Below are 25,765 nucleotides of genomic sequence, written 5' to 3'. Positions count from 1 at the left end.
GTATCTGTAATCGTATATAATACAATCATATGAAAGGGGTTGATCTTATCCTTATTGTTCTGGCAGGACTCCTGCTGCTGCTGCTGATTGCCCAGACTATGTACCTGCTGAACTACCGGAGACAGGTCGGTCAGATCAGCAGCCAGCTGTCTTTTATTATGGAGCATGAGTCCCGTAAGCTGGTAGCGACCCAGTTGAAGCCAAGGGAGATCGGCAGGCTGGTGCGGGAGTGCAATAACCTGTTAAGCCGCCAGCAAGCGATGGGAGAACAGTTCAGCCGCAAGAATCAGGAGATGAATCTGGCGATTACCAGTCTGTCGCATGATATCCGCACGCCGCTCACTTCGCTGGATGGTTACCTTCAGCTGGCGCTGCGGACAGAGGCGGAGCAGGAGAAGGGGCGGTACGTAGCGCTTGCCCAGTCGAGAATACAGCAGATTATTAAGCTGGTAGAGGAGCTGTTCCTCTATACCAAGCTGCAGAATCCCGAATATGAATTGGAGCTGCAGGCGGTTGATGTGGCGGAGGTGCTGAAGCGGAACCTATTCACGTTCATTGATGATTTTACCCGGTCCGGGAATGAGCCTGAGCTTCGGCTGCCGGAGCGTTCTCCCCGGGTGATGGGGGATATCCATGCGCTGGAACGAATCTTTACCAATATCATCGGCAACTATTTCATCCACGGCGAAGGCCCGTTGACCGTAGAGGTTGAAGACAGGCAAGAGATGCTGTGTATACGCTTCACCAATCGGCTTAAGGCAGGCAGCAGGGTGGATACGGAGAAGATCTTTACCCGCTTTTACAGAGAAGATCCCTCGCGTACCCGGCATTCCTCAGGGCTTGGACTCTCGATTGTGAAGGCGCTGATGGAGAAAATGAACGGGGATGCAGAGGCCGGGTGTACAGCGGATACCTTCAGTATATTAATCGGATTCTCAAAAAGGGGGAAGGAGCATAGCCATGAGTACCCATCTCAAGGATAGCGGGCACCGCAGGAGAATTCTCATCGTTGAGGATGACGAGCATATTAACGCAATTCTGCATGACGGGCTTACCGCCGCAGGCTTTCAGTGTACCCGGGCCTATTCGGGCAGTGAAGGGATGCTGAATCTGGCAGAGCAGGAGTACCACCTGATTGTCTTAGACCTGATGCTGCCCGGATTGTCCGGCGAAGGGTTCATGCACCGTTTGCGTGAGGAGTTGAAGTCCCGGATTCCGGTAATTGTCCTCTCGGCAAAGGATCAGCTGGATCATAAGCTGGATCTGTTCACGCTGGGCGCTGACGATTATGTGACCAAGCCCTTTGAGCTGGAGGAGCTGATTGCCCGCATCCATGTCCATATCCAGCGGACGGCTGCCGGTGAGCCGGTGAAGGAGTTCAGGCATAAAAATCTGGTACTGGACTGCACGGCCTACAGTGTCAGGATTCATGGAACTGAGCTTTCGCTGACCCGCCAGGAATTCAGAATTGTCGAGTTGCTGGTTAAGAATCCTACCCGCGTGTTCACGAAGCAGGATCTCTATGAGCTGGCCTGGGAGGAGATCTATCTGGGCGAGGACAAGACGATAACGGTACATGTCAGCAATATCCGCAATAAAATCAAAGCGCACGACAGCGAAGCCTATATCGATACGGTCTGGGGCATCGGCTTCCGGCTGAGTCCATGATGAACTTTGAACTTTCTTAACCTTTTGTTGGCGAACTATTAGTCTTCATCCTGTTAACTTAGGGTAAGGAGGTGGCAGACATGACAGATTGCATCATTGAACTATGCGGACTGACCAAGATGTACCAATCGAAAGCGGCAGTACGGAATGCCAATCTCAAAATCTACAGAGGAGAGATTGTCGGCATCATCGGTAAGAACGGGGCGGGCAAATCGACCCTGCTCAAAATGATCAGCGGACACGTGTATCCAACCTCGGGAGAGCTGCATTTTTTCAACCGTGCGGCGGCGGGAGACCAGTCTTTTTTCGAGCGGATGGGGGTACTGATTGAGCAGCCCGGGTTATATCCGAACATCTCGGCCTACGAGAACCTGAAGCTGCTCGCCATCGCATATGGTCTAAGTGACAGGGTTACCACGATAGAGAAATTGCTGAGGCTCGTAGGACTGGACCCTAAGAATACCGCCAAAGTCAAAAGCTATTCCATGGGTATGAAGCAGCGGCTGGGGATCGCGGTGGCCTTGCTTGGAAGTCCCGATGTGCTGATTCTGGATGAGCCGATTAACGGGCTTGATCCGCAGGGGATTGTAGAGATCAGGGAGCTCATCCTGGAGCTGAACGCAGCGGGTCTGACGATTCTGATCTCCAGCCACATTCTGGAGGAACTCTCCAAAATCGCCACCAAGTATGCCATTATCCATCAGGGGGAATTCGCCGAGGTCATCTCCAAGGAAGAATTACAGCAGCGCTGTGTGGAACGGATCGAGATTAGCGTGGAGGAAGCCCGGGAGGCTCTCCCGGTGCTGGAGCGCGAGCTGAAGATTACACAATATAAAGTGGTGGACAGCCGTACGGTGTATGTATACGACGAGCATATCCGCATCCGGCAGATCGTCCAGGAACTGGCGCAGCATGGGATAATGGTAGATTCCATTTCAAGACATAAGCAGAGCCTGGAGCAGTATTTCCTGGAACGCACGGAGAGTGCAGGTGAACGCCATGATTAACCTCTTGCGGATGGACCTGTACCGCTTCACACGGAACAAGATTATGTACTTGCTGCTGCTTTTGTTCTGTGCCTTTCAGATCTTCGGCATCTATATGATGAAGCAATACGCGCAGCCTGTGGAGGAAGGCGGTGTTCAGATCGGAAATTTAACGGAGATAGACTTCATCCAGTACACGATCTCACAGCCGCCTTCCTGGATGCTGATCTATATCGCCGTGTTCACGATCTATTTCTATATGAGCGAATGGAATTCCGGCTTCCATAAGAATTATGTTTCCATGCGGCAGGCCAGAAGCCACTCCGTGTTCTCCAAAATGGCGATCCTCGCCCTGTTTGTGGCCATGATGTTCCTGACGCTGTTAATTGCGGATGGGATCGGGAGAAGGATGTTCTTTGACCAGACGGATATGGGAGATCCAGGCATGCTCATTACCCTGCTGGCCAGCCAATTCCTGCTGCACTGGGCGTTCTCACTGCTTGTTCTCTGCATTGCTATGATGACTAAGAACCTGCTCATCAGCTTGAGCGCCGGCTTCGTTCTGGCCCTGAATGTGATCGGGATGGTACTGGGGGCGCTGGAGAATCAGTTCACAGGCACTCATCTGACGCAATATCTGCTGATCAACACGCTCTTACGGGTCAAGGATCTAGGCAGCACGGCTGACCTGATTCATACATTCGGAGTAGCGGTTGCAGCGATTCTAATACTAAGCTATCTTGCTGTCCGCTACAAAATCAGGGAGGATCTGAACTAGCGTCATTTCGCGCCTGAGGGAATCAGATTCTTCTGCATTCCCCGGGCAGCTCCCCGCCCTGAATCCAGGCCTCGACCAGTTTATTGAACAGCTCCGGCTTCGCCAGAGAGAGGCCATGTCCCATCCGGGGAATCACCACGCCCATGCAGCGGGGATTCACAGCTACAAGGTCCCGGGCGGATTGCTTCATGACAGATTTCTCACGCTCACCTACAGTAACCAGTATTTTGCCTGCAGCCTCACTGAACTCGACTGGAATGCGGAACGACATATTCTCTTCCAGCACCCGGATCAGCGTCTTCAACTCCATCTGCCGGCTCTCTTGAACATACCGTTCCAGGTACTCCTCGCCCAGATAGAGCGTCTTAGCCTGTAGCTTCGCGAACCATCTGTACTTAATCAGCGGAAAAGAGAGTCTGACCGCCGGCCCGATCAGCCTGCTGGCGGAGGGAATCGGCCGCACTAACGCGCTGTTGATGATGGCATAATCGATCAGCTCCGGTCTTATCCCCAGCATCTGAACCAATACCTGTGCGCCCAGTGAGAAGCCGGTGACAACGATCTTTCGTCCCTGAGCCCGCTCCTCAATGAGCAACAGAAGCTCCTCCGCACTGCTGCGGATCGTGAACTCCGTATCCTCCCGGCTGCGGATCGTGAACTCCGTATCCTCCCGGCTGAACCCGTGCCCCGGCAGGTCCGGGACCAGACAATGATACCCGGCGAACGCCGCCACCTGCTTCTCCCACATCCACCCGCTCACGCCCCCGCCATGCAGGAAGACCATCAGACAAGCCCCATCCGGGTCTCCGTACTCATGAATATGTATCGCCATCCCTTTACACCTCTTTCTTGTAAAATAGCCACTCCTACTCCTACGTCCCAGTAACAATATGGTCTCATAAGTAGAACCGGCTTTGTCTTCCTTTTCGGGACGGTACTGTTTCAGTGAAAAGTGAAGCTTGGGTTTCGATGTTTACTCAGGATCTTTGCGGGGATCGGCACTGTATTCATAAAAAAGCCCCGGCAGCTTGTCCAAGCTGCCGGGTGCTCATTCTACATACCATCCAATAGATTGAACTTGTAATATACAAATTAAGGGATGAATGGCGGAAGGGAATTTTGGAACTGTAGGAGCGGTAGCGTCCGCCTTTGTATACGGATTTCTATCGCGAACAGCGGTTAAATCAAGGAAATCTGTATACAACAGCGGCCGGAAGTCCAAACATTCTCTGGAGTCATGACTATCCCAAGATAAAGATACTGCAAGTTCAATCTACCCACTCAAAAATTAAAATCCTCATCCCGCAAAGGCTCCACATTCATCGCCCGCACATACCCGTTCCCCTTCTTCGAGAAGAAGTCATGCTGCTTCGTGTGGGTGCTGATTCCGTTCTGGACGATCGGGTTAATCTCTTCCTCATCGAACAGCGGATCATGGCCGAGGTTCATCATCGCCTTGTTGGCATTGTAGCGCAGGAAGGTCTTCACTTCCTCCACCAGACCGATCGGTGCGTAGATCTGCTCGGTGTATTGCTCCTCGTTCGCGTGGAGCAGACGCAGCAGGCCGACCAGGGTCTCGTAGACATCGCTCTGGTCTTCTTCGGACAGCTCCTCAAAAATCTCCTGGGCCAGCACGCCGACATAGACGCCGTGGATGCTCTCATCGCGCAGGATCAGGTCGATGATCTCGCCGCTGCAGGTCATTTTGCCCTGACCGGCCAGATAGAGCGGGTAGAAGAAGCCGCTGTAGAACAGGTAGCTCTCCAGCAGGACCGAGGCGGACATCGCCAGATAGAGGTCTTTCTTCGTCTCAATCTTTTGATAATACTCCGAGATCGTCTCCGCCTTGAACTGTAGGAACGTATTGTCCTCCACCCAGCGGAAAATCCCGTCAATCTGTTCAGTCGAAGCCAGTGTGGTGAAAATGCTGCTGTACGACTTCGCATGAATCTGCTCCATCATGCCCATGAAGCCAAGGACCGCCTTGCGCTGCAAGCCGTCCACATGCTCCATAATCTGCGGCATCCCCACGCCGCCCTGAATCGTATCGAGCAGGGTCAGTCCGCCCAGCACCTTCATATAAGAGTCCTTCTCGATCTCGCTTAGCGTGAGCCAGGACATTTTGTCATCGGATAGTGGTATTTCATCATCGGTCCAGAACTGCATAATATTCTGATTCCAGAACATCAGCGAGAAATCGTCGTCGGGACGGTTCCAGTTCACCGCTTGGATTGCGCTCATAATCGTATCTTCTCCCTTTCTGTACCTGTGCTCCTCTTAGATGGAGCAGGCCAGGCATTCCTCGACAGACAATTTGTTGGTCCGGGTGTAGTACAGGGATTTCAGCCCTTTGTGCGCCGCATACAGGTAAGAACGGGCCAGCTCACGGGTTGTGACATCACTGTTCACATGCAGGACCGTTGAAATACCCTGGTCGATATGAGGCTGAATCTCCGCAATCAGATCAATCACCTTGAACTGGTCCATCTGGTAGGCGGATTTATAATAGAACACATTGTCCGGACGCAGGTAAGGCATCGGATAGTAGGTGGTCGAGTTGGCATACGTGCGGGTCTCGATCTGCTCTACAATCGGCATGACGCTGGAGGTCGCATTCTGGATGTACGAGATGCTTGCGGTCGGCGCAATCGCCAGACGGTAGGCATGGTACAGGCCGTGCTTCATCACCTTGTCACGCAGCTCTTTCCAATCCTCTGTAGTAGGAATGTAGATCCCCTCGAACAGCTCCTGCGCTTTTGCCGTAACCGGACGGTAGTCTGTAGTCAGATAACGGTCGAAATACACGCCGCTGGCGTAGTCGGACTGCTCGAAGCCATAGAAGGTCTCACCTGTCTCGGCGGCAATCTCCATACTTTTCTCAATCGAATGATAGTTCATGGTCATGAAGAAGGTACGTGCGAAATCACGGGCCTGCTCACTCTCATAAGCCACCTTGTTCTTGGCAAAATAGCCGTGCAGGTTCATTACACCCAGGCCCACGGAGTGCATTTCCTTGTTCGCCTTAGCCACGCCTGGAGCGTTGGAGACAGTTGTCATATCGCTGACAGCCGTCAGTGCCAGCATGCCCTCATGTACGGATTCACGAATCTTGCCGTGCTCCATTACGTTCACAATGTTGAGGGAAGCCAGGTTACAGCTGATATCGCGGCGGATCTCGTCCTGCTGACCGTAGTCGTTAATCTCTGAAGTCTCCTGCAATTGGAAAATCTCGGTGCACAGGTTGGACATCTTGATCTGGCCCACATTACGCAGGGCATGGGCGTTATTGGCATTACTCTTGTTCATAATATACGGATAGCCCGATTCAAGCTGGATCATGGCGATCTTGGTCAGCATGTCGCGTGCGCTCATGGCGATTCTTTTCTTCACGCGCGGATCGGCAAGCAGGGTATCATACATTACGTCCAGATTCATGTCATCCAGATGCGTACCGTACGCCTGGTAGACCGTGTAAGGAGCGAACACATGCAGCGGCTGATTATCCTGTGCGAGCTTGTAGAAGCGGTTAGGCACGATCAGGCCGATAGACAACGTCTTCAGGCGTGTCCGTTCGTCGGCGTTAATCTTCTTGCTGTCCAGGAATTCAAGTACGTCCCAGCCAAAAATATTATAATAAGCCGCCCCCGAACCCTTACGCTGACCCATCTGGTCCGCATAGGAGAAGCCGTCTTCCATGAGCTTCAGGACAGGCATGATGCCTTTGGCCGCATCCTCGACACCTTTAATCGTCTCGCCGCGCGAGCGCAGCTTGGACAGATTGACGGCAACGCCGCCCCCGATTTTCGACAGCTGCATGCAGGTGTTCAGCACATAGTTGATTGAATTGAGCGAGTCGTCCATCTCCAGCAGGAAGCAGGAGACCATCTCGCCGCGGCGGCTTTTACCGGCATTGAGGAAGGTTGGTGTCGCCGGCTGCAGGCGCTGTTCCATCATCGAGCGGGCCAGTGTACGGGCAGTCTCTACGTTACCCCGTCCCAGATGCAGAGCCACTACCGCTACGCGGTCCGGATAATGCTCCAGGTACTGCTTACGGTCATTGCTTTTGACGGCATAGTCGGTATAGAACTTGGAAGCCGCCATATAGGAAGGGAAGCGGAAATTATATTCATGGGCGATCCGGTAGACATCCTCCATCTCAGCAGCGGAGTAGCGGTCGTACAGGTCCTCGTAGTAGTCATTGGCAATCATATAATCAATCTTGGCTTTCGTATCCGTGAAGGTCAGGCTGCGCCGCTCCACATCCTGCATGAACTCGGCTACTGCTTCCTGGTCCTTATCCAATTGGAAAAAGCCGCTTTCGTCTCTCTTCATCAACATGTTGTTCAATTCAATATGCCGCAACCCGGTCCACCTCCTGTTTTATGCGCTGTACGTCCCCGAAGGTTCCCGACAATTCAAACTTGCCGACCACCGGTACGTTGTAACGCTGTGCAATTAAGTCTGCGCTGTGCGCGTATAGCTCGCCCCAGTTTTTGTTGCCGCTCGCGGCGATGCCTTTGAGCCTGGAGTGGTTTCGTTCAAGGAATGTTGACACCTTCTCTGGAATCTGTCCAAATCCGGTAGTGTATGTAACAAGCACATAAGGCTCGTCGATCGTCATATGCTCTTCGATTTGAACCGCCGGAAGCTTCAGTTTATTAATGAATCTTCTGACGTTGCCGGTCTTGGAATCGTAAGCAATCAACATGGCTCCTAACCTCCTATAACATGTTGCCCATTCTACAGCTCTTTCTACTTGACAAATGAACTTGGGCGAAATCACTAGATTTATGGGCTTAGCTCTTATATACACTATATTTAGTAATGCTTAATCATTTTATATACCATATATTGAAAAGTCAAGAGACAGACAGACCTCTGCGGCCCCTCAAAACAGAGCTTAAAACCGCCAATCCCACGCCCCGCCTGCATTCTATTCTCTTATAATTAATTAGTATTTTTTTTAAGCATTTTGCGGGGCTGTGGAATGGTGCAGACAGGGGCTCCCGGGAAGGGGAAACGGCTGTAATTTTTGAAAGCGTTTAGCCTTCAGCGGTTCTGGATTTCATTGCACTTCGTACATTAGATGCTCCTTAAATTCGGGAAGAGTTGAGATCTGTTGTATTTTGTACAGTTGATTTCAGCTAAAAGCGGCTAATTGAGCAGATTCTTCAAATTCTAATGCAGGAAATACAATAGAATGGAGATTAACGGCAAATATCGGCAATTCTATTGCAGAAAGTGCAATCCGCATATTCAGTTTTACAATAACAGGGAACCATATCCGCCGGCAGGAGTCTTATTAGGTGAGAGGGGAGAGAACATGCAGAGTAAAGAACTAACGTATAGCATGACCTGTGCCTCATCGGTATCGCTTCGCGAGATGATGGAGACCTACGGCCAGGACGTATGGAATTATGCTTATGTCTTAACCCGCAGCCGGGAGCAGGCCAGCGACATCAGCCAGGAGGTATTCCTCAAGGCCTACAAGAGCATCGGCAAGTACCGGGGACAGGCCACCCTGAAAACCTGGCTGTTGACCATCACGCGCAACACCGCGTTCAGCTTACGGCGCAACAGCTTCTGGCGGAGGTTCACTCCGCTGGGCAGCTATCAGGATAAGGGAGGCACCTTGTCCGCAGAACAAGAGGCCATCGGCAATCAATACGCCAACCGGATCTGGGAGATTATTATGGCCCTGCCGGACAAGTACAGAGAGGTGCTGGTGCTGGATATCCAGCAGGATCTTCCGGTTGCTGAGATGTCCGCGCTGCTCGGGATCGCGCAGGGGACGGTCAAATCCCGGCTCGGACGGGCCAGAGAGAAAGTGAGAACGGCGATAAAGGAGGAAGACCTGTGAAGACGAGACAAGAGAAGGAGCAAGTGAAGGTGATGAGCGGGGAGAAGGACTGGTACAGGCAAGCCGGGCGGAGCCCGCTTGCAGAGCCTGGATTCACGCCACAGCTCATGGCGCGGATTGAAGAGGCTGCCCATGAATCCTCCAGCGGCAAAAGTGGAGGCAGCCGCCGCTTCAGCCGTATGGCCGCCTTCGGCGGACTGGCAGCCGCCCTGCTGCTCGTCACGCTGATCTGGCCGTTTGGCCCAGGGGCCGGCCTCGATCCGGCAGGGAGGCTGGCAGCGGTCTTTAAGCCTGGCTCGGGAGCGGCTGTGGTGATGCCGTCGGCGTCTCCTTCGGCTACGCAGAATGCTGCTTCACCAACATCGCCGCAAGCCTACAACCCGCCGGTTGGTTCTGCGGAGTTCGAGCTTGGTGGAGTGAAGTACTACATGCCCCTGCCCATGAACAGAGACAAGACACGTGCGCGTGCCGTTGAGACCAACGCCGGGATTGTCTGGTCGCCGCCGCCTCCGATGGTAAATTACAGCAAGCCCAAATACACCCATCCTACAGAGCCTTACACATTGTATCTGTCTCCCAAAGGTCAGGCCGAGTTATCTGAAGCCACAGCTAAGCGGATATATACTCTTCCGCTCTATGCGGGTGGCTCGCAGAAATATTATGAATTAACGGGGATCTGCGATGGAGGTAACTATGTAGTGCTGGGTATCGGAACGATCACTTTGGGTAAAGGGGTAGGAATGACACCTGAAAAGTTATCCGTATTGAATTTAAAAGCAGCCGCAGCTGGAGAAACAATAGCCCCGCAGGAACTGCTGGATTTAAGCAGCTTAGGTGACAAATATTCCTTGTACAGATCCTTTATTGCTTTTGATAAAACTAATAGCGAGATGCTGCTTGTATATTACAGTGATGATAAAAAGAATGGTTTTGACGTTCATGGCAGTCTGTACGATATTGCTACTGGAGCGATACAGAATATAAGCAGCAAAATCGGCATCGACGTTCAAGGCCAGCAGCAGACGGCTATTTATGAAGTGAACGGTAAGAAGCGGAAAGCGGATATCGTTTTGCTCCTCGGTCAGCAGTGGTACTATGAATGGTACTATCAGGAATACGGACAGCAGATTGATCCTGCCAAGACAGGGAAGTGAAGGGGCTCCTAATTATTTTACGTGGATCATATAGATAATTTACTAAAAAAAAGCTATACTTTTTGATAATATCTCTAAGTAAACTTGGTTTGTGTTTACTTCTGGAGTTCGATATCGAAGAGTGGAGCGGGAACAATGAAGAAGCTGACTATTGAGGATGTGGCCCGGAAAGCGGGCGTATCGAAAAGCACAGTCTCGCAATTTTTGAATAAACGGTTCAAGTATATGAGTGAGGCGACCAAAAACCGCATTGCCGAGGTTATCGATGAGTTGAATTACCAGCCCAACGGGCTTGCCCGCAGTCTCAAGCAGAACCGCACGCATATGGTTGGCATTATTGTGGCCAATATAGATTATTCGCTGTCCATTCAGTGTATCCGGGCCATCGAGAATGAGCTGCAGCGCCACGGTATTCAGGTGATCATCTGCAACTCGGACGAGAATGCCGATAAGGAGAATACTTATGTGGAGACGCTGGTCGCCCGTCAGGTGGATGGCCTGATTATTTTCCCGGCTGGAGATCAGCCTGCGCCTTACACCAGATTAATTGAAGCGGAATATCCGCTGGTCTTCATGGACCGGCTGGTTGACGGGATTACGACCCAGAGCCTGCTTCTGGATAACGAGATGGCGGTGAAGACCGCTATCCGGGAGCTGACCGGCCACGGCCATGAAGCGATTGCTATTCTATCCTTGCCGCTTGGCGTACATGCGATCACCCCGCGCAAAGAGCGAATGAGCGGGTACAAAAAAGCGATGGAGGAAGCAGGTCTGCCTCTGCTGGGTTCGTATATGCGCAGTGTGTCGCGCGAAGATATCGCTTCCGCACTGGACGAGCTGTTACAGCTGCCCCAGCCGCCGACGGCGCTGCTTGCCGCCAATGATCTGGTGCTGGGCGAGATTCTTAAATATGCGAACCGCAAGGCCATCTCCATCCCCGGCCAATTGTCAGTGATTGGCATTGACGATGCCGAATTCGCCCGGATCTATAATCCCGATATTACAACGATCCGCCAGCCGGCTTACGAGATGGGGATGCAGGCAGCGAAGATCATGCTCTCATTGATCAATGATGCGGACAGCGCGATGCCCATCACCTACAGATTCCCGCCTTCCTTGCAGCAGGGCGATTCGGTGCAACCGCCGGCTAAGCCGGAATAGAGCAGGGCGGGCGGCGAAAGGTCCATCGTGGTGACAACAGATAGGAAATCTGCTCAGGAATCCACGGCTTTACGGACCCAGGGGCCGTTATGGTGCGGAAAATAAGGGGGGGTGTAAGTTTTACGGACACAGGAGCCGTTAAATGGCTATTTAGAGCACTGGATGGCGCGGAAAGTGCGGCTTAACGTCATCTGAGTCCGTTAGGCTTGCTATAGTGCAGCAATTCCCCAAATAACGGCTCTCCGGTCCGTAAGTCAATAACATATGCAAAAGGGTGTCCCAGCCGTCTGCCGGCTCAGGGACACCCTTTTTGCTGTGCTAATGTGTGTTCATGCTGAAGCCGGGCGCTGCCGGCAGCAGAGCACCTGCTCATTGGCTATACGCCAGCGCTCATGAACTCCTCCAGCCGGGCGCGGGTCGGCAGGCCGTCCATATCGCCAGGCGACATCACGGCGAGTGCGCCGATCGCATTGCCGCGCTTCACGGCTTCTGCTACGCTGAGCTTCTCCAGCATGGCGCTGATTACCCCAACCGCGAAGCCGTCTCCGGCGCCGACTGTATCGACAACCTGCTCGACCTTGAAGCCGTCCACATAACCCTCTTCACCAGCGGAGGTCTTGTAGTAAGCGCCTTCGGGACCGAGCTTGATCACTACAAGGGATACGCCGCGCTCCAGATAGTACCCGGCAATCTCCTCAGGAGTCTCAAGTCCGGTGAGGATTTTACCTTCTCCGTGGCCGGGCAGGAACCAGTCGCAGCGGGTAGCCAGATCGTTGATCGTATTAACCATAGTTTCAGTGTCCGGCCACAGGGTCGGGCGCAGATTCGGGTCCAGTGATACAGTCTTGCCGCGCTGCTTCATGAACTCCATGGCATGCAGCGAGAACTCGTGACACGAAGCCGAGAGTGCGGAAGAGATGCTGGTCACATGCAGATGGCCTGCGGAAGCGAAGTAATCTTCATCGAAGTCGGCGAGACTCAGCTTGGAGGCGGCGGAATTTTTGCGGAAATATTCCACCTTGGGATCTCCAGTGAGTACCTTGGATTTGATCAGCATGCCCGTGGAGAACTCCTTGGTCGTTGTGATGCTCGCGGTATCGATCTTCTCCTTGTTCAGCGCCGAGGTGATGAACTGGCCGAAGTTGTCTTCGCCAAGCTTGGTCACATAACCGGTCAGATGCTCCAGGCGTGATAATCCGGTGGCTACATTGCTCTCCGCACCTGCCAGCGCCTTGGAGAAGGAAGTGACCTCATGCAGAGGGCCGGCTTCATTGGCGTAGAACATGGCCATCGGCTCCCCGAAGGTGACTGCATCCAGCTGTTTGTTCATGAATAGTTCCTCCTAAAATGAACACGTTATTATGGTTTAGAATAAAATATAAGTTGAAATTATCACATAAAACGGTTTTGTACAATATAGCAATGCTCATTCTGCGGGCTTATTTTGCACAGGAAACAGGGGGTCAGATTCATTTGTCCTTGATACATAAGCGTTTTCGAAGATTTTTGAAGGATTAATAACGCTTCCTGAATAAATATATATTGACTGTTAGCGGCAATGTTATTACTATTTTCTTAGAAGGATAAAGCCTGATGTTAGTAAAATAGATAAATTAATTTATCTAAATAAATATTCTAAGTGGAATATAACCAGAGAGGAAGTAACAACCATGAAGAAAATTAAAGTATTGCAGAATATCACCTCTGTTGGCGTAGTAGCTGTTATCCGTGCGGATAATGCCGATGATGCTTATGCCATGTCGGTGGCTTGTATCGAGGGCGGACTGAATAATATTGAAGTTACCTTCACGACTCCGGGAGCCGAAGTAGCGATCAAGCGCCTGGTTGACGAATACGGGGGCCGCGCCGTGATTGGTGCCGGTACCGTGCTTGACCCGCTGACGGCAAGAATTGCTATTCTGGCAGGCTCGGAATTTGTGGTCAGCCCTTCTTTTGAAGAGGATACGGCCAAGATGTGTAATCTGTACGGCATTCCTTACATGCCGGGCTGCATGACGCTGAATGAGATGAAGGAAGCTCTGAAGCTCGGTGTGGATGTGCTGAAGCTGTTCCCTGGCAGTGCGTTCGGACCGGACTATGTCAAGGCGGTTAAGGGGCCAATGCCGCATGTGAACATTATGCCTACCGGCGGCGTGGATCTGAACAATATGGAGAAATGGATCAAGAACGGCTGCATCGCTGTCGGCATCGGCGGCAACCTGACCGCACCGGCCAAGGAAGGCCGCTATGACCAGATCACCGAGCTGGCTGCGCAGTATGTAGCGAAGTTCAAGGAGATTCAAGGCAAGTAAACTGGGAGTCAGGGTGAGCCGTTCGCGGAATTGGACCCCGGTCATACATGAACAACAGGAATGTCTTGCCTCTATGAGGCAGGGCATTTTTTTGATGAATTTATATGTTTTGGGGTCCCCGCAAAGTACCTGGGTCATCACCTGCGCTAAAGCCCCACTTTGTGGGGTTATTTTGTTAACTGTTAGCTAAGCCTAAATGATAGAATTGCTGCCGCTTCGGGCAATACTTATAATAGAGCAGAGTGCTTAAGCGCCTGCGGACATTGAGAAGTATACCTGAAAGGTGATGCCATGACTGGCGACGATCTTCGCAGCAAGCTGTACCCGACACTGGTAGTGGAAGAAGCCGATTATGTGGAGATTCGAACTGCAGTCCACGGCTGCAGGGTGAGCGCGGGAGCTCTTTATAAGCTGTATCGTAACTATAATCATCCGCAACTTTTTGAGCAGGGAGAAGTATATGTGCTTGATGATGACTCCAGGGAGAATTATGCGGTGCTCCTGGTGTGCGCAACGACATTATATACATTAGAGGACCCGTCCCGGTCGTAGCGTAAGTCAGGTATGGGACGGTCTGCTTCTCATGTCATTTCTGTAACTAACTTCTATAAAAAGAGTATTTGAATGATAGCAGCATCCCTTGTATGCTTAGTAGGGATTGTGGACTACAAGTAGAAACGGCTTTGCCGTCCTTTTTTAGGACGGTACCGTTTCAGCGGGAAAGATAAGGAACATTTATGCGCGAAGCATATAGTTTTTATCTTTTAAAATAATCATTACAGGCTTGCAACAAATTCGCAGTCTTGCGCGTCAGTAAGATTGCATAGAGAGGGGGAACCTTCGTGGTGGAGCAGGGACTCATCAGAGCCGCTCAAGCGGGCGATCGCGACGCTCTAATCACCCTATTGCGAGAAATTGAGGGGCATGTATATAAGACGGCCTTCTACATTCTGCATAATGAACAGGATGCTCTGGATGCCTCCCAGGAAGCGTTGATCCGGGTGTACACCAAGATCGGCTCCTATGAGGAGAAGGCGCAGTTCAAAACATGGGTTCAGCGAATAGTAACCAACATATGTATAGACAAATTCCGGAGAACGAAGCCTACCGTTTCTATCGATGAACACGAAATGGTGTTCCAGGATAAAAAACATAACGTAGAGCGCGAAGTGATGTCGGGTTATCTGGCGGAGGATATCCGTGAGGCCATCGACCAGCTTCCGGAGCATCACCGGACGGTAATCGTGCTCCGCTATTTACAGGATTTTTCTTACAACGAGATTGCAGACTGTCTGGATCTGCCTCTGAACACGGTCAAATCGTACCTGTTCCGGGCGCGGCAGCAGCTGCAGAATAGACTTCAGGAGTATCAGAAAGGTGGTGTGTCAGGATGAAATGCGCGGAGGTGATGGAATGGATGCACCGCTATTTGGATCATGATCTCAGTCAGGAAGAAATGCTTGAAATGTTCCGTCATATCGACGATTGTCCTGCCTGCGCGGAAGTCTTGGACCGGCTGACGCTGCTCTCCCAGCAGCTGGAGCAGCTTCCCGACGTGAAGCCCCCCTTCAGTCTGGTTGACTCTATCCTGCCTCAGCTTGAACAGCTGGACCGCGGTGTCCCGGAAGAGCCTGCTGTAATGGAGCCGGAGGATCCGAAGGTTATTCCCTTCTCCCGTTCCAATAGCCGGGGCAAAAAGTCCAAGGGCCCTTCACTGGCTGCGCGGACAGGCATTGGTGCTGCGGCGGCAGCGGTGATTCTGCTCATCGCCGTATTCAATATGCCTAAGAGCCTGCCGGGCGCAGACTTGGATATGTCATCCAATTTGATGAGCAGCGGAGCGGCGAACTCCAACATGAGCACGGAAAGCAGTGCGGACGCCCCGCAGGCGGACGGACAGAATAACAGCGGCGGCAGCAGTGAGCTTAATAAGATGGACCAGGCCACGCCTAGTGAATCTGCAGAAGTTAATTTGAAATCTGCACCGCCTGCTCCCAGTGAGGGAGCTGATCAACCGGCCGCAGCTGGCGGCGGTACGTCTTCTGACAAGGTGCCTGCGGTAAGCGAAGCTCCGATTAGTAACCGCACCGCTACTGCGCCTCCGGCGGACCGCCCTAAGAGCACCAAGAAAGCGGATAGCCAGTCAGCGGAACCCCAAGGCACACAGTCGAGTGCACCAACACAAGAGAAGATGGCGGATGATAAAGCGGCTGCGGGAGATACAAGGATGGCGCCGACTCCAGCCCCTAACGAGGCAGGAGCCATGCTGATGGTCGCAGATTCCTCGTGGACTTCACCGGACGGGCAGCATACGGCTGAGCTGACGGGTCAGCATGTTGTAATCTACAGCCTAACCGCAGAAGGAGAAGAACAACAACGGACAGTATTAACCTCGCTTCCTTTGGAGGGGAACTGGGTCTCCGGTGTGTGGTCGGAAGACGGCACCCAGTTCACTTATGTGCTACAGCTTGAGGACGGTACGCAGACGACGAAGGTATACACGGTTCCGGCAGAGAGTGCGACACCTGCTCCATCTGCTTCTCCGGCTCCTGCCAACTCTCAAGCGCCTACCGCTTCTCCGGCGGCTTCTGCTTCATCTGTCCCCAGCCCGGCTATTACCCCGGATGCGGCAACGTCCGACAAATAACCGGAACGTTCTTCCGGCCTGCGGAATATGCTAAGGCATGAGGACATGAATTACAGGCTTTGCGAGTATCATCGGTATGACCGGCGGCCGGGAGAGTTTCTAGAGCTGCTCCCTCCGTCGTTTATATAGATGCGCCGCTGAAACGGAGTAACTTTGGCCCTGGCTGCCGAGGTTGCTCCGTTTTGGCTTGCGCCCCGGTCAAGAGAAGTGATAATGATACCTATGTTTTCAGCCGTTTTTTTGTTAAAATGTACGAATGTGTGTGTCTGATACGGATCAGGCAAGTAAATGAAAAAGGAAGTGGCGGGATGGATGCCAAAACGGCTGCCAAAGACATCAAGCAAGGAAAGGTCTCTCCGCTGTACCTGCTGTACGGCAGTGAGAAGTTCCGGATGAATGAATTCGCGGCCATGCTGGAGGAACACCTGATCCCCAAAGAAGACCGCGATTTCGCGGTGATCCCGTTCGATCTCTCCGAAACTCCGGTTCAGGCTGTCATTGAAGAGGCGGAAACGGTACCGTTCATGGTAGAGCGTAAGCTTCTGCTGGTGCGGGATGCGGCTCTGTTCACGGCAGGCAAGGAGAAGGCGAAGCTGGAACATAACGTGGAGATGCTGAGCGAATATATGCAGCACCCTGCCGAGTTCAGTGTGATTGTATTTATGGTGAACGGCGACAAGCTGGATGAACGTAAAAAAATCGTCAAAAGCATCAAGACCGCCGGCACCGTGCTGGCCTTCAATCCCCTGGGTGCGGAGGAGCTGCTGCGCTGGGTGGAGAAGGGCTTCCGCGAACGCGGCTGCTCCCTTGCGCCGGGGACAGCGGAGGCTCTGATTGCAAGCAGCGGAACCGGACTCCAGGGTCTGTCTGCGGAGATGGACAAGCTGTGTCTGTTCGCCGGTACTGGCGGTCGGGTGGATGCGGCAGCGGTGGAGAGTCTGGTCCACCGGGGGACGGAGCAGAACATCTTCACGCTGGTGGAGGATATTGCGAATCTGCGCCTGGACAAGGCGCTGAATACGCTCTATGAGCTGCTCAAGCAGCGGGAGGAGCCGATCAAGATCGCTTCGCTGATTGCCCGGCAGTTCAGAATCATCCTGCAGGTCAAGGATCTGTCGGCCCAGAGCTATTCGCAGGGACAGATTGCCTCCCAGCTCGGACTGCATCCGTATGCAGTGAAGCTGGCCGGAGAGCAGGCTCATAAGTTCGGAAGCCAGCGGCTGCGGCAGATCCTGAGTATTCTGGCGGATCTGGACTATCAGATGAAGACGGGAGCTGTCGATAAGGTGCTGGGGCTGGAGATGTTCATGCTGCGCCTTGGAGCCTGAACAGAGCGGCTTCTCATGGAACGAATCAACGAATCAAAGAGCCTGTCCACCCGCGTGTATCATGGGATGGACAGGCTCTTTGATTGCACAGCGAAATTCAATGAATGAAGCTAACGAGCATAAAAAAACCTAACCGTATGCAGCATAGCGGTCAGGTTCTTCAGTGCTCGTTATGATTGTCGCCCTTGGCTTAGGCTTGAGCCTTGAGAGCGTTCAATTTCTTAGCCAAGCGGGATTTTTTGCGGGCAGCCGCATTTTTATGAACCAGGCCTTTAGTTACAGCCTTGTCCAGCTTTTTGGAAGCCGCTTGGAAAGCAGCCTGAGCTACTTCAACTTCCGTACCAGTCACTGCTACATCAGCAGTTTTCACAGCTGTACGAAGAGCAGACTTCTGGGAAGCGTTCAGTGCACGGCGTTTCTCGATCGTCTTGACGCGTTTAATCGCGGATTTGATATTTGGCATTGCATTCACCTCCTGAAAGACATTCGAAATCAACAAATGATTCACAACTTAAAATAGTTTAGCATGAAGGGTAGCAAAAAGCAAGATAAAAAGCTTTGTAATTCCCTTAGAGCGGTTTGTATAAACGGAGGCTTTCTCTCGCACACTATCAGCAATATGCAAAAGGAGGCTGAACTAAGAATGGAACTGGATCTTCAGCTGTATTCGGTACGTACGGACTTGGCAGTGGAAGCGAAGGAAATGGCAGAGCGGCACGCCAATGCGCCGATCCCGGGTGTCAATGAGGAAGTGGAAGAAGCGGACGGCATCAAGGTCACGAGACTTGCTGTAGCAGACCTTGCCGGTTCTCAGGCGATTGGACGGGCTATCGGCAATTACGTGACCCTGGAGGTGCCTGGGCTGCGCGGCGGGGACACCGGGCTGCAGCAGAAGGTCTCCACAGTGTTTGCCCGGGAATTCGAGCACTTCCTGGATGAAATCGGCATTGGCCGCGATTCCAAGGTCCTTATCGTAGGCTTGGGCAACTGGAATGTGACGCCCGACTCGCTCGGCCCGCTGGTCGTTGAGAATTCGCTGATTACCCGCCAGTTCTATGAGCTGGTGCCCGACCAGATCTCGCCCGGGTACCGGAATGTCAGTGCTATTGCTCCCGGAGTGCTCGGCCTGACGGGGATTGAATCCAGCGAAGTTGTACAGGGGATTGTGGACCGCACCAGCCCGGATGTCATTATAGCTATTGATGCGCTGGCCTCCCGTTCACTGGAGAGAATCAATACCACCATCCAGATTGCGGACATCGGCATTCATCCCGGCTCAGGGATCGGGAACAAGCGCAGAGGGCTGACCAAGGAGGTGCTGGGCGTGCCCTGCATCGCCATCGGCGTCCCAACGGTCTGCTATGCTTCCACCATCGTCAACAATGTGCTGGAGATGATGCGGACTCATTTCGGGCAGATGGCGGACGGCGGTGCTCACACCAAAGAAATTATGGGTCTCCTTGACGATATATCTGAGCAGGAGCGTCTCGCCCTGGTGAAGGAAGTGCTTGAGCCGCTGGGGCATGACCTGATTGTGACCCCTAAAGAGATCGATGAATTCATTGAAGAGATCGCCAACATTGTGGCAAGCGGACTGAATGCTGCACTCCATGAAGCGGTAGATCCGGGCAATGTCGGAGCTTACACTCACTGATCTGTCACTTATCACCTCGCCCGCACCGTCCTGCCATAACGCAGAACTGGTCGCGGGCTCTTTGTGTGTTGCCCCTTCACTTCTCTATCGATGCTCCCTGCTATCTCTCATTCTGTGGTTCTAGCACAACTCTTCCGCTCATAGATTTGGAGTATGAGAGATTACAGAGGGCTTAGAGGAGGACATAACAATCATGAACAGAAAATGGTTTCAGCTATGGAATATAGGGCGGCTGCGCGGACGGCTGATGGATATTCTGTCGCTGGGAAGGACGATGCTGCTGCTGGCCGGAGGTTCGCTTGTGTTGTTCATGCTGCTTGGAGCCGGCGGATTGGCCGGGCAGAAGCTGAATTCTTCGCCCATTCCTTCCATGAAAGGTCTGGCGGCCTCGCTCTCCAGCGGATTCTTCATGGAGCTGCTGGGCATGGAGGTTCCCCATCTGCCGAAGGGCGAGGAGCCTTCGGCCTTCTCCGGGGACAAGGTGACCTCCTTCGTATTCCGGCTGCTTACCAGTGTTGATCCAGGTGATCCCAAGAGTCTGGTCTCGCGTGAGATGCCAGGACTTGCTGCCGATGATCCCTTCCTGCTGCGGCAAGGCTCAGGGGGGAGTACAGGGGCGCCGGCCGATTATCATCCGGGGGGCGATGAACTGGCCACCGGGGAAGATCCCGGAGCAGGGGGCGATCCTGGAGCCTTGCCAGATTCAGGGAACGGTACTGAGGCTGGTAATGGCCATGACAGTCCGGGGGAAGGCGTGGCAGAGCCCGAGGCTTCGCCTGTCCCTGACCCGTCCGGTACAGAACCTGACGAGGGCTACTCCGGAAGCGGAGATGCCGAGAACGGCACAGGAGATACTTCGGTCAAGCGGATTCTCGTTTATCATTCCCATCCCCGGGAGGCCTATAATCCGCTGCTTGGCGCACAGAGCGACAATCCCAGCTCGGCAGTCCCTTCCAAGAATGTCATGCTGGTAGGCTCCTATATTGCCAAGAGGCTGGAAGAGCGGGGGATCGGAACTGTACATGCCCAGGAGGACTATGCTACAGAGGTACCGGGCTACAACTGGAACTTCTCTTATAAATATTCACGTATGACTGTGAAATCGGCCATGGCCTCCAATCAGAACATGAGTGAGCTGATTGATATCCACCGCGATTCGCAGCGGCACGGCAAAACAACAGCTTTGATTAACGGGAAAAATTATGCCCAGGTCTATTTTATTTTGGGGCATGCGAATAAAAACTGGAAACAAAACGAGGCCTTCGCCAATAAGATCCATCAGCTGCTTGAGAAAAATTATCCTGGAATTTCACGCGGGATATGGGGGAAATCGTCCGGAAACGGGAATAATGGGGAATATAACCAGACGTTGTCCCCGAACAGTGTGCTGATTGAGGTAGGCGGAATTGACAACAGCGCCGATGAGCTGAAGCGGACGGCGGATATTCTGGCGGATGCCATCGCTGATGTGTACTGGAGCAGCCGGGACGCCGAGAAGGCAGCTGCGCCAGATCAGGGCAGTACGCAATCTGGAGGCACCGGGGCAGAGACATCGACAGGTTCCTGAACGGATTATAGCTGAAAAGGAGTGGAGATTATGACACGGTTCGGTAAAAAGCTGGTAATGGTCGGAATATGGGCAGGCGTGGGGCTGCTGATCGGCCTGCAGTTCGGCGGCGGCGGTTCGGGAGTCTCCGGTATCCTGCCGGACTGGAGTAAGCCGGCCGGGAGCAGCGCGGCCGGCAGCCAGCTTCCGGCTGGACAGAACGGCACAGCCGGGACTGCGTACGTTCCGGCTGCCAGCACGGCCCCGGGCGGCCAGGCTTATGTATATGTGCCCGTGACTATTGATCCGGTAACGGGCGCCTACACCGTGCTGCCGGTACAGCAGCCGGTTGCAGGTACACAGGCGCAGACGTCTAGCGGCAAGGGCAGTCTCCCGCAGCAGGAGGTGAAGGACTACTCTGCGCTCAGTCCCGAGCAGATTCTGATTCCAGAGGAGCGGAAGCCGACTGTGGATGTGCTGGCGGATAAGACCGCCGGGCTGCTCCAGCAGGCTTCGCAGAAGGGCATCCGCTGGGTGGTCTCCCTCTTCGACTCCTCGGAGGAGTGAGCAGGAGCTGCCCGGAGTCTCCCGGGCTGCAATGAGGTTGAGGACACAAACGGCTGCGGATGATGGAAGCCCGCACCCGTTTGTGTGTTTTTTTGCAGGGTTCAGCTCGCAAATGTAGAGGGTCTGGGCGGTTTCTTTCTTTTCCGGCGGCTGGCGGGATTGATGGGCGGAGCCCGTACTGTTATAATAAGTGGATTAACATTAGGCTGTCTGTGGGGGTAAGGAATGACTGACGTTCAGAAACGACAACAACAAATTCGCAATTTCTCGATTATTGCACATATAGACCATGGCAAATCGACACTGGCTGACCGCATTCTGGAGTATACGGGTGCGCTGTCTACGCGTGAAATGCAGGAGCAGGTTCTGGATCAGATGGACCTGGAGCGCGAGCGCGGCATAACCATTAAGCTGCAGGCCGTACGTCTGACGTACCGTGCCGATGACGGACAGGATTATTATCTGAATCTGATTGACACACCGGGGCATGTCGATTTCACCTATGAGGTATCACGCAGTCTAGCTGCCTGTGAAGGCGCTCTTCTGGTAGTGGATGCAGCCCAGGGGATTGAGGCCCAGACGCTGGCCAACGTGTATCTGGCCCTGGATAACAATCTGGAGATTCTTCCGGTACTCAACAAGATCGATCTTCCGAACGCAGATCCCGACCGGGTAAAGCAGGAGATTGAAGATGTCATCGGGCTGGATGCCAGCGAAGCCGTTCTGGCTTCCGCTAAGGCAGGCATCGGCATCAAGGAGATTCTGGAGCAGGTTGTGAAGCAGGTTCCGGCGCCGACAGGCAGCTCGGAAGAACCGCTCAAGGCGCTGATCTTCGACTCCCATTATGACCCGTACAAGGGTGTTATCGTCTATGTCCGCGTAATGGACGGCAGTATCCGTGCCGGTTCCAAGATTAAAATGATGGCCACCGACAAAACCTTTGAGGTGATCGAGGTCGGAGCCTTCATGCCGCGTATGACCATTGTGCCGGAGCTGAACATCGGTGATGTCGGCTTCATTGTGGCCGGGATCAAGCATGTAGGCGACACCCGTGTCGGGGATACGGTGACGGATGCCAAGAATCCGACCCCTGAACCGCTGCCGGGCTACCGCCGGATTAATCCGATGGTCTATTGCGGTCTCTATCCGATTGAGACTTCCGATTATAATGATCTCCGTGAAGCGCTGGAGAAGCTGCAGCTGAACGACGCTTCCCTGAGTTTCGAGCCGGAGAGCTCCAGCGCCCTCGGCTTTGGCTTCCGCTGCGGCTTCCTGGGGCTGCTGCATATGGAGATTATTCAGGAGCGGATCGAACGCGAGTTCAATCTGCCGCTGATTACTACTGCGCCGAGCGTTATTTACCGTATTAAGCTGACGAACGGGGAGACCATCCAGATCGACAATCCGTCGCATTACCCGGAGATCGGGACGATTGACTTCATCGAAGAGCCGTATGTCAAAGCAGCCATTATTGTGCCTAACGACTTCGTGGGTACCGTTATGGAGCTGTGCCAGAACAAACGCGGTGAATTCGTCAACATGGAGTATCTGGACAGCAACCGTGTAACCATTACGTACGAAATTCCGTTGTCCGAGATCGTCTACGACTTCTTCGACCAGTTGAAATCCGGCACGAAGGGTTATGCCTCCTATGATTACGAGATCTCCGGTTACCGCCAGTCCAATCTCGTCAAGATGGACATCCTGCTGAACAATGAGCAGGTCGATGCACTGTCCTTCATCGTTCACCGCGACCGCGCTTATAACCGCGGCCGGGTCATCTGTGAGAAGCTGCGCGGCATTATCCCGCGCCAGATGTTCGAGGTGCCGATTCAGGCTTCCGTCGGCACGAAGGTGGTTGCGCGTGAGACCGTTAAGGCCATGCGCAAGAACGTACTCGCCAAATGCTACGGCGGCGATATTTCGCGTAAGCGGAAGCTGCTGGAGAAGCAGAAGGAAGGGAAGAAGCGCATGAAGCAGGTCGGCAGCGTCGAGGTGCCGCAGGAAGCGTTCATGGCCGTGCTTCAGATTGAGTAGCAGCATATAAGCTCCCCCGGAGCTTCCGGTTTATCGCAGAAACGGGTGCCGCCCTACGCAGGGCGGTGCAGCCGTTTCTTCTTGCTTTTCAGCAGCAGGTAGTGTGGCAGGCCTGTATATTAATAGAACAAAAGGAGACAGCTAATGAACTCAGCTATGAACTCTGCACAGAGTGGCCGTCCCCCTGAGGCCGTATATATTCACATCCCGTTCTGCACCAATAAATGCTTCTATTGTGATTTCAATTCTTACGTGCTGAAGGATCAGCCGGTGATGGACTATCTCCATGCGCTTGACCGCGAGATGGAGCTGACCGTGCAGCACACGCCTCCGGGTGTGATCAAGACGATTTTTGTCGGCGGGGGTACGCCTACTGTCCTCAAGCCTGATGAGATGGCTTATTTCCTGGAATCGGTCCGCAGGCATTTCCCGCAGTGGGATGAGCAGATTGAATTCTCGATGGAGGCTAACCCCGGCACAACCGATATCGACAAGCTCAGAGTAATGAAGGAAGGCGGCGTCAACCGGGTCAGCTTCGGGGTGCAGGCGTTCCAGAATGAGCTGCTGAGCGGAATCGGCCGGATTCATGATGTGAATGACGTATACCGCAGTCTGGAGAATGCCCGTGCGGTCGGGCTTAATAACCTGTCGCTGGATCTGATGTTCGGCTTGCCGAACCAGACGGTGGATATGCTCAGAGAGAGTATCGACAAGGCGCTGGCGCTGGATCTTCCCCATTATTCCATCTACAGTCTGAAGGTGGAGGAGAATACGCTGTTTCACACCCTGTTCAACAAGAACAAGCTTCCGCTGCCGAATGAAGAGGATGAGCTGGCGATGTATCTGCTGCTGATGTCCACTATGGAGGCCGCAGGTTATACGCAGTATGAGATCAGTAATTTTGCCAAGCCGGGGCTGGAGAGCCGCCACAATATAACGTACTGGCGCAACGAGGATTATTACGGTCTGGGCGCAGGGGCGCATGGATATGTGGGCCGGCAGCGGCACATGAATATCAAGGGCGTGAACCCGTATAACGAGGCTTCGCGCAGCGGGCTGCCGCGTCTGGACAGCTTTGAGGTCTCCGAGCAGGAGGCGATGGAGGATTTCATGATGGTCGGCCTGCGGATGCGCGAAGGGATTTCGGATGCGGCGTTCCGCTCACAATTCGGAAAGCCGCTGGAGGCTGTTTTTGCAAAACCGCTGCATAAAATGCTGAAGGCCGGGCTGCTGGAGCAGTCGGGGGACACCTATCGCCTGAGCAAGCAGGGAATCCTGTTTGGCAACGATGTTTTCGGGGAATTTGTCGGTGCTTTGACAGTGGTTTAATTTTGAAATACCCCTTGAATTGTAATTCACCTTGTTGTATATTTATTCATATTAACAACAAGGGGTGAGTCAAGGTGCTTGTCAAAACGGATCATTTCCAAAAGGCTTCTCCAGCAGGAGAGCAGCAAGTGATATGCAGAAATGCTACGGTGGAGGATGTAGAGCCGCTGTATCTGATGATAGAGGAGTATGCCAGGCAGGGGATTATGCTGCCCCGTTCAAGGCAAGCACTGACCCGCCAGATCGACCAGTTCGTGATCGCCGAGATCGGCGGCAAGTTTGTCGGCTGCGGTTCCTTGTTCCGGCTAGGAAGTGATCTTGTGGAGGTCCGTTCGATTGGCTTGAATGATGCAGGTAAGGGCAAAGGTGTAGGCACGATGATTCTGGAAAAGCTGGTTGAAGAAGCGAGACGCCAGCGGATCCCGAAGATTATGGCACTGACCTATGCCGTGGACTTCTTCCTTAAGAACGGCTTCGATGTAGTGCAGAAGGAGATTTTCCCCGAGAAGGTCTGGACCGATTGTGTGAACTGCAAGAAGCAGCATGCCTGCGATGAGATCGCCGTGCTGAAGAGACTGGACTAATCCGGCGGGCTATAGCCCCAGGTAAACTATAATAAGAAACCACTGTTCACCCGGAAGCTGATGCTTCAGGGTGACAGTGGTTTTTTACGGATAACAGACCCAAATCTTGCTTTGACTAAAATAGGCGCAATCAAGTTGCTGAACTCACTTGACA

General features: G+C 53.1%; 24 protein-coding genes. 18 read left to right on the top strand and 6 right to left on the bottom strand.

What is annotated here, in order from left to right; all coding sequences use genetic code 11:
- Nucleotides 1–29: 29 nt before the first annotated feature.
- The 4 genes from MKX51_RS23260 (at nucleotide 30) to MKX51_RS23245 (ending at nucleotide 3,432) form a co-directional block, all read left to right on the top strand.
- The gene (locus tag MKX51_RS23260; RefSeq protein ID WP_340994029.1) at nucleotides 30–983 is read left to right on the top strand and encodes a sensor histidine kinase; all 954 of its coding nucleotides are present in this window, start codon (nucleotides 30–32) and stop codon (nucleotides 981–983) included.
- Nucleotides 961–1,668, top strand: coding sequence for a response regulator transcription factor (locus MKX51_RS23255; protein ID WP_340994028.1), 708 nt, complete (start codon nucleotides 961–963; stop codon nucleotides 1,666–1,668). Before MKX51_RS23260 ends, MKX51_RS23255 begins: the two co-directional genes overlap by 23 nt.
- Before the next feature lie 80 nt (nucleotides 1,669–1,748).
- Nucleotides 1,749–2,675 carry an ABC transporter ATP-binding protein gene (locus MKX51_RS23250; RefSeq protein WP_340994027.1) on the top strand — a complete coding sequence of 309 codons (927 nt, stop codon included), beginning with the start codon at nucleotides 1,749–1,751 and terminating at the stop codon, nucleotides 2,673–2,675.
- Nucleotides 2,668–3,432, top strand: coding sequence for an ABC transporter permease (locus MKX51_RS23245; protein WP_340994026.1), 765 nt, complete (start codon nucleotides 2,668–2,670; stop codon nucleotides 3,430–3,432). The genes MKX51_RS23250 and MKX51_RS23245 overlap by 8 nt, the downstream gene beginning before the upstream one ends.
- Before the next feature lie 22 nt (nucleotides 3,433–3,454).
- On the opposite strand, the gene MKX51_RS23240 is transcribed toward MKX51_RS23245, so the two are convergent.
- From MKX51_RS23240 to nrdI, 4 genes are all read right to left on the bottom strand, one after another.
- Nucleotides 3,455–4,264: an alpha/beta fold hydrolase gene (locus tag MKX51_RS23240; RefSeq protein WP_340994025.1), complete on the bottom strand. Its 810-nt coding sequence runs from the start codon at nucleotides 4,262–4,264 to the stop codon at nucleotides 3,455–3,457.
- 449 nt (nucleotides 4,265–4,713) lie between these two features.
- Nucleotides 4,714–5,673: a class 1b ribonucleoside-diphosphate reductase subunit beta gene (gene nrdF, locus MKX51_RS23235; protein WP_340938813.1), complete on the bottom strand. Its 960-nt coding sequence runs from the start codon at nucleotides 5,671–5,673 to the stop codon at nucleotides 4,714–4,716.
- Between the two features lie 36 nt (nucleotides 5,674–5,709).
- Nucleotides 5,710–7,794, bottom strand: a complete 2,085-nt coding sequence (gene nrdE / locus MKX51_RS23230) for a class 1b ribonucleoside-diphosphate reductase subunit alpha (protein ID WP_340994024.1) — start codon at nucleotides 7,792–7,794, stop codon at nucleotides 5,710–5,712.
- Nucleotides 7,781–8,140 (bottom strand): class Ib ribonucleoside-diphosphate reductase assembly flavoprotein NrdI, encoded by a 360-nt coding sequence (gene nrdI / locus MKX51_RS23225; protein WP_036732265.1) that lies wholly within the window; start codon nucleotides 8,138–8,140, stop codon nucleotides 7,781–7,783. Before nrdI ends, nrdE begins: the two co-directional genes overlap by 14 nt.
- Nucleotides 8,141–8,755: 615 nt before the next feature.
- Here nrdI and MKX51_RS23220 point away from each other — a divergent pair.
- The 3 genes from MKX51_RS23220 (at nucleotide 8,756) to MKX51_RS23210 (ending at nucleotide 11,607) form a co-directional block, all read left to right on the top strand.
- Complete coding sequence (locus MKX51_RS23220) at nucleotides 8,756–9,292, top strand: RNA polymerase sigma factor (RefSeq protein ID WP_340994023.1); 537 nt, start codon at nucleotides 8,756–8,758, stop codon at nucleotides 9,290–9,292.
- Nucleotides 9,289–10,446 (top strand): hypothetical protein, encoded by a 1,158-nt coding sequence (locus tag MKX51_RS23215; RefSeq protein WP_340994022.1) that lies wholly within the window; start codon nucleotides 9,289–9,291, stop codon nucleotides 10,444–10,446. The genes MKX51_RS23220 and MKX51_RS23215 overlap by 4 nt, the downstream gene beginning before the upstream one ends.
- A gap of 135 nt (nucleotides 10,447–10,581) precedes the next feature.
- A complete protein-coding gene (locus MKX51_RS23210) occupies nucleotides 10,582–11,607 on the top strand; it encodes a LacI family DNA-binding transcriptional regulator (protein WP_340994021.1) in 1,026 nt (341 codons plus the stop codon).
- A 376-nt stretch (nucleotides 11,608–11,983) separates the two neighbouring features.
- Here the strand turns inward: MKX51_RS23210 and MKX51_RS23205 are convergent, their stop codons facing one another.
- On the bottom strand, nucleotides 11,984–12,937 hold the full coding sequence (locus MKX51_RS23205; RefSeq protein ID WP_339250324.1) for a sugar kinase: 954 nt from the start codon (nucleotides 12,935–12,937) through the stop codon (nucleotides 11,984–11,986).
- Nucleotides 12,938–13,277: 340 nt separating this feature from the next.
- Between MKX51_RS23205 and MKX51_RS23200 the strand changes: the two genes are divergently transcribed.
- From MKX51_RS23200 to holA, 5 genes are all read left to right on the top strand, one after another.
- Nucleotides 13,278–13,919, top strand: a complete 642-nt coding sequence (locus tag MKX51_RS23200; protein ID WP_340994020.1) for a bifunctional 2-keto-4-hydroxyglutarate aldolase/2-keto-3-deoxy-6-phosphogluconate aldolase — start codon at nucleotides 13,278–13,280, stop codon at nucleotides 13,917–13,919.
- Between the two features lie 291 nt (nucleotides 13,920–14,210).
- Nucleotides 14,211–14,471, top strand: coding sequence for a hypothetical protein (locus MKX51_RS23195; RefSeq protein WP_340994019.1), 261 nt, complete (start codon nucleotides 14,211–14,213; stop codon nucleotides 14,469–14,471).
- A 290-nt stretch (nucleotides 14,472–14,761) separates the two neighbouring features.
- The gene (locus MKX51_RS23190; protein ID WP_036690462.1) at nucleotides 14,762–15,313 is read left to right on the top strand and encodes an RNA polymerase sigma factor; all 552 of its coding nucleotides are present in this window, start codon (nucleotides 14,762–14,764) and stop codon (nucleotides 15,311–15,313) included.
- Nucleotides 15,310–16,566 carry a zf-HC2 domain-containing protein gene (locus MKX51_RS23185; protein WP_340994018.1) on the top strand — a complete coding sequence of 419 codons (1,257 nt, stop codon included), beginning with the start codon at nucleotides 15,310–15,312 and terminating at the stop codon, nucleotides 16,564–16,566. Before MKX51_RS23190 ends, MKX51_RS23185 begins: the two co-directional genes overlap by 4 nt.
- Before the next feature lie 308 nt (nucleotides 16,567–16,874).
- Nucleotides 16,875–17,894 carry a DNA polymerase III subunit delta gene (holA, locus tag MKX51_RS23180; protein ID WP_340938826.1) on the top strand — a complete coding sequence of 340 codons (1,020 nt, stop codon included), beginning with the start codon at nucleotides 16,875–16,877 and terminating at the stop codon, nucleotides 17,892–17,894.
- 190 nt (nucleotides 17,895–18,084) lie between these two features.
- On the opposite strand, the gene rpsT is transcribed toward holA, so the two are convergent.
- Nucleotides 18,085–18,357: a 30S ribosomal protein S20 gene (rpsT, locus tag MKX51_RS23175; protein ID WP_036732246.1), complete on the bottom strand. Its 273-nt coding sequence runs from the start codon at nucleotides 18,355–18,357 to the stop codon at nucleotides 18,085–18,087.
- A 180-nt stretch (nucleotides 18,358–18,537) separates the two neighbouring features.
- Here rpsT and gpr point away from each other — a divergent pair, with 180 nt between their 5' ends.
- The 6 genes from gpr to MKX51_RS23145 all read left to right on the top strand — a co-directional run bounded on the left by gpr (nucleotide 18,538) and on the right by MKX51_RS23145 (nucleotide 25,611).
- Nucleotides 18,538–19,548 carry a GPR endopeptidase gene (gpr, locus tag MKX51_RS23170; RefSeq protein ID WP_340938827.1) on the top strand — a complete coding sequence of 337 codons (1,011 nt, stop codon included), beginning with the start codon at nucleotides 18,538–18,540 and terminating at the stop codon, nucleotides 19,546–19,548.
- Between the two features lie 193 nt (nucleotides 19,549–19,741).
- On the top strand, nucleotides 19,742–21,115 hold the full coding sequence (locus tag MKX51_RS23165) for a stage II sporulation protein P (RefSeq protein WP_340994017.1): 1,374 nt from the start codon (nucleotides 19,742–19,744) through the stop codon (nucleotides 21,113–21,115).
- A 30-nt stretch (nucleotides 21,116–21,145) separates the two neighbouring features.
- Entirely contained in the window at nucleotides 21,146–21,661 is a 516-nt protein-coding gene (locus MKX51_RS23160) for a hypothetical protein (protein ID WP_340994016.1), read from the top strand.
- 225 nt (nucleotides 21,662–21,886) lie between these two features.
- The gene (lepA, locus tag MKX51_RS23155) at nucleotides 21,887–23,698 is read left to right on the top strand and encodes a translation elongation factor 4 (protein WP_340938830.1); all 1,812 of its coding nucleotides are present in this window, start codon (nucleotides 21,887–21,889) and stop codon (nucleotides 23,696–23,698) included.
- Between the two features lie 144 nt (nucleotides 23,699–23,842).
- Nucleotides 23,843–25,027 (top strand): radical SAM family heme chaperone HemW, encoded by a 1,185-nt coding sequence (gene hemW / locus MKX51_RS23150; protein WP_340938832.1) that lies wholly within the window; start codon nucleotides 23,843–23,845, stop codon nucleotides 25,025–25,027.
- Between the two features lie 74 nt (nucleotides 25,028–25,101).
- On the top strand, nucleotides 25,102–25,611 hold the full coding sequence (locus tag MKX51_RS23145; protein WP_340938834.1) for an N-acetyltransferase: 510 nt from the start codon (nucleotides 25,102–25,104) through the stop codon (nucleotides 25,609–25,611).
- Nucleotides 25,612–25,765: the final 154 nt, after the last annotated feature.

The organism is Paenibacillus sp. FSL M7-0420, assembly GCF_038002345.1.
Taxonomy (GTDB): Bacteria; Bacillota; Bacilli; order Paenibacillales; family Paenibacillaceae; genus Paenibacillus_AQ.
Note: the sequence above shows the minus strand (reverse complement) of the source record. Positions and strands in the feature narration are given on the sequence as shown.

Bases quoted from the DNA above. Each gene is read 5' to 3' on its own strand.
- MKX51_RS23260 (WP_340994029.1), top strand. From the start codon at position 30: ATGAAAGGGGTTGATCTTATCCTTATTGTTCTGGCAGGACTCCTGCTG.
- MKX51_RS23255 (WP_340994028.1), top strand. From the start codon at position 961: ATGAGTACCCATCTCAAGGATAGCGGGCACCGCAGGAGAATTCTCATC.
- MKX51_RS23250 (WP_340994027.1), top strand. From the start codon at position 1,749: ATGACAGATTGCATCATTGAACTATGCGGACTGACCAAGATGTACCAA.
- MKX51_RS23245 (WP_340994026.1), top strand. From the start codon at position 2,668: ATGATTAACCTCTTGCGGATGGACCTGTACCGCTTCACACGGAACAAG.
- MKX51_RS23240 (WP_340994025.1), bottom strand. From the start codon at position 4,264: ATGGCGATACATATTCATGAGTACGGAGACCCGGATGGGGCTTGTCTG.
- nrdF (WP_340938813.1), bottom strand. From the start codon at position 5,673: ATGAGCGCAATCCAAGCGGTGAACTGGAACCGTCCCGACGACGATTTC.
- nrdI (WP_036732265.1), bottom strand. From the start codon at position 8,140: ATGTTGATTGCTTACGATTCCAAGACCGGCAACGTCAGAAGATTCATT.
- MKX51_RS23220 (WP_340994023.1), top strand. From the start codon at position 8,756: ATGCAGAGTAAAGAACTAACGTATAGCATGACCTGTGCCTCATCGGTA.
- MKX51_RS23210 (WP_340994021.1), top strand. From the start codon at position 10,582: ATGAAGAAGCTGACTATTGAGGATGTGGCCCGGAAAGCGGGCGTATCG.
- MKX51_RS23205 (WP_339250324.1), bottom strand. From the start codon at position 12,937: ATGAACAAACAGCTGGATGCAGTCACCTTCGGGGAGCCGATGGCCATG.
- MKX51_RS23200 (WP_340994020.1), top strand. From the start codon at position 13,278: ATGAAGAAAATTAAAGTATTGCAGAATATCACCTCTGTTGGCGTAGTA.
- MKX51_RS23195 (WP_340994019.1), top strand. From the start codon at position 14,211: ATGACTGGCGACGATCTTCGCAGCAAGCTGTACCCGACACTGGTAGTG.
- MKX51_RS23185 (WP_340994018.1), top strand. From the start codon at position 15,310: ATGAAATGCGCGGAGGTGATGGAATGGATGCACCGCTATTTGGATCAT.
- holA (WP_340938826.1), top strand. From the start codon at position 16,875: ATGGATGCCAAAACGGCTGCCAAAGACATCAAGCAAGGAAAGGTCTCT.
- rpsT (WP_036732246.1), bottom strand. From the start codon at position 18,357: ATGCCAAATATCAAATCCGCGATTAAACGCGTCAAGACGATCGAGAAA.
- gpr (WP_340938827.1), top strand. From the start codon at position 18,538: ATGGAACTGGATCTTCAGCTGTATTCGGTACGTACGGACTTGGCAGTG.
- MKX51_RS23165 (WP_340994017.1), top strand. From the start codon at position 19,742: ATGAACAGAAAATGGTTTCAGCTATGGAATATAGGGCGGCTGCGCGGA.
- MKX51_RS23160 (WP_340994016.1), top strand. From the start codon at position 21,146: ATGACACGGTTCGGTAAAAAGCTGGTAATGGTCGGAATATGGGCAGGC.
- lepA (WP_340938830.1), top strand. From the start codon at position 21,887: ATGACTGACGTTCAGAAACGACAACAACAAATTCGCAATTTCTCGATT.
- hemW (WP_340938832.1), top strand. From the start codon at position 23,843: ATGAACTCAGCTATGAACTCTGCACAGAGTGGCCGTCCCCCTGAGGCC.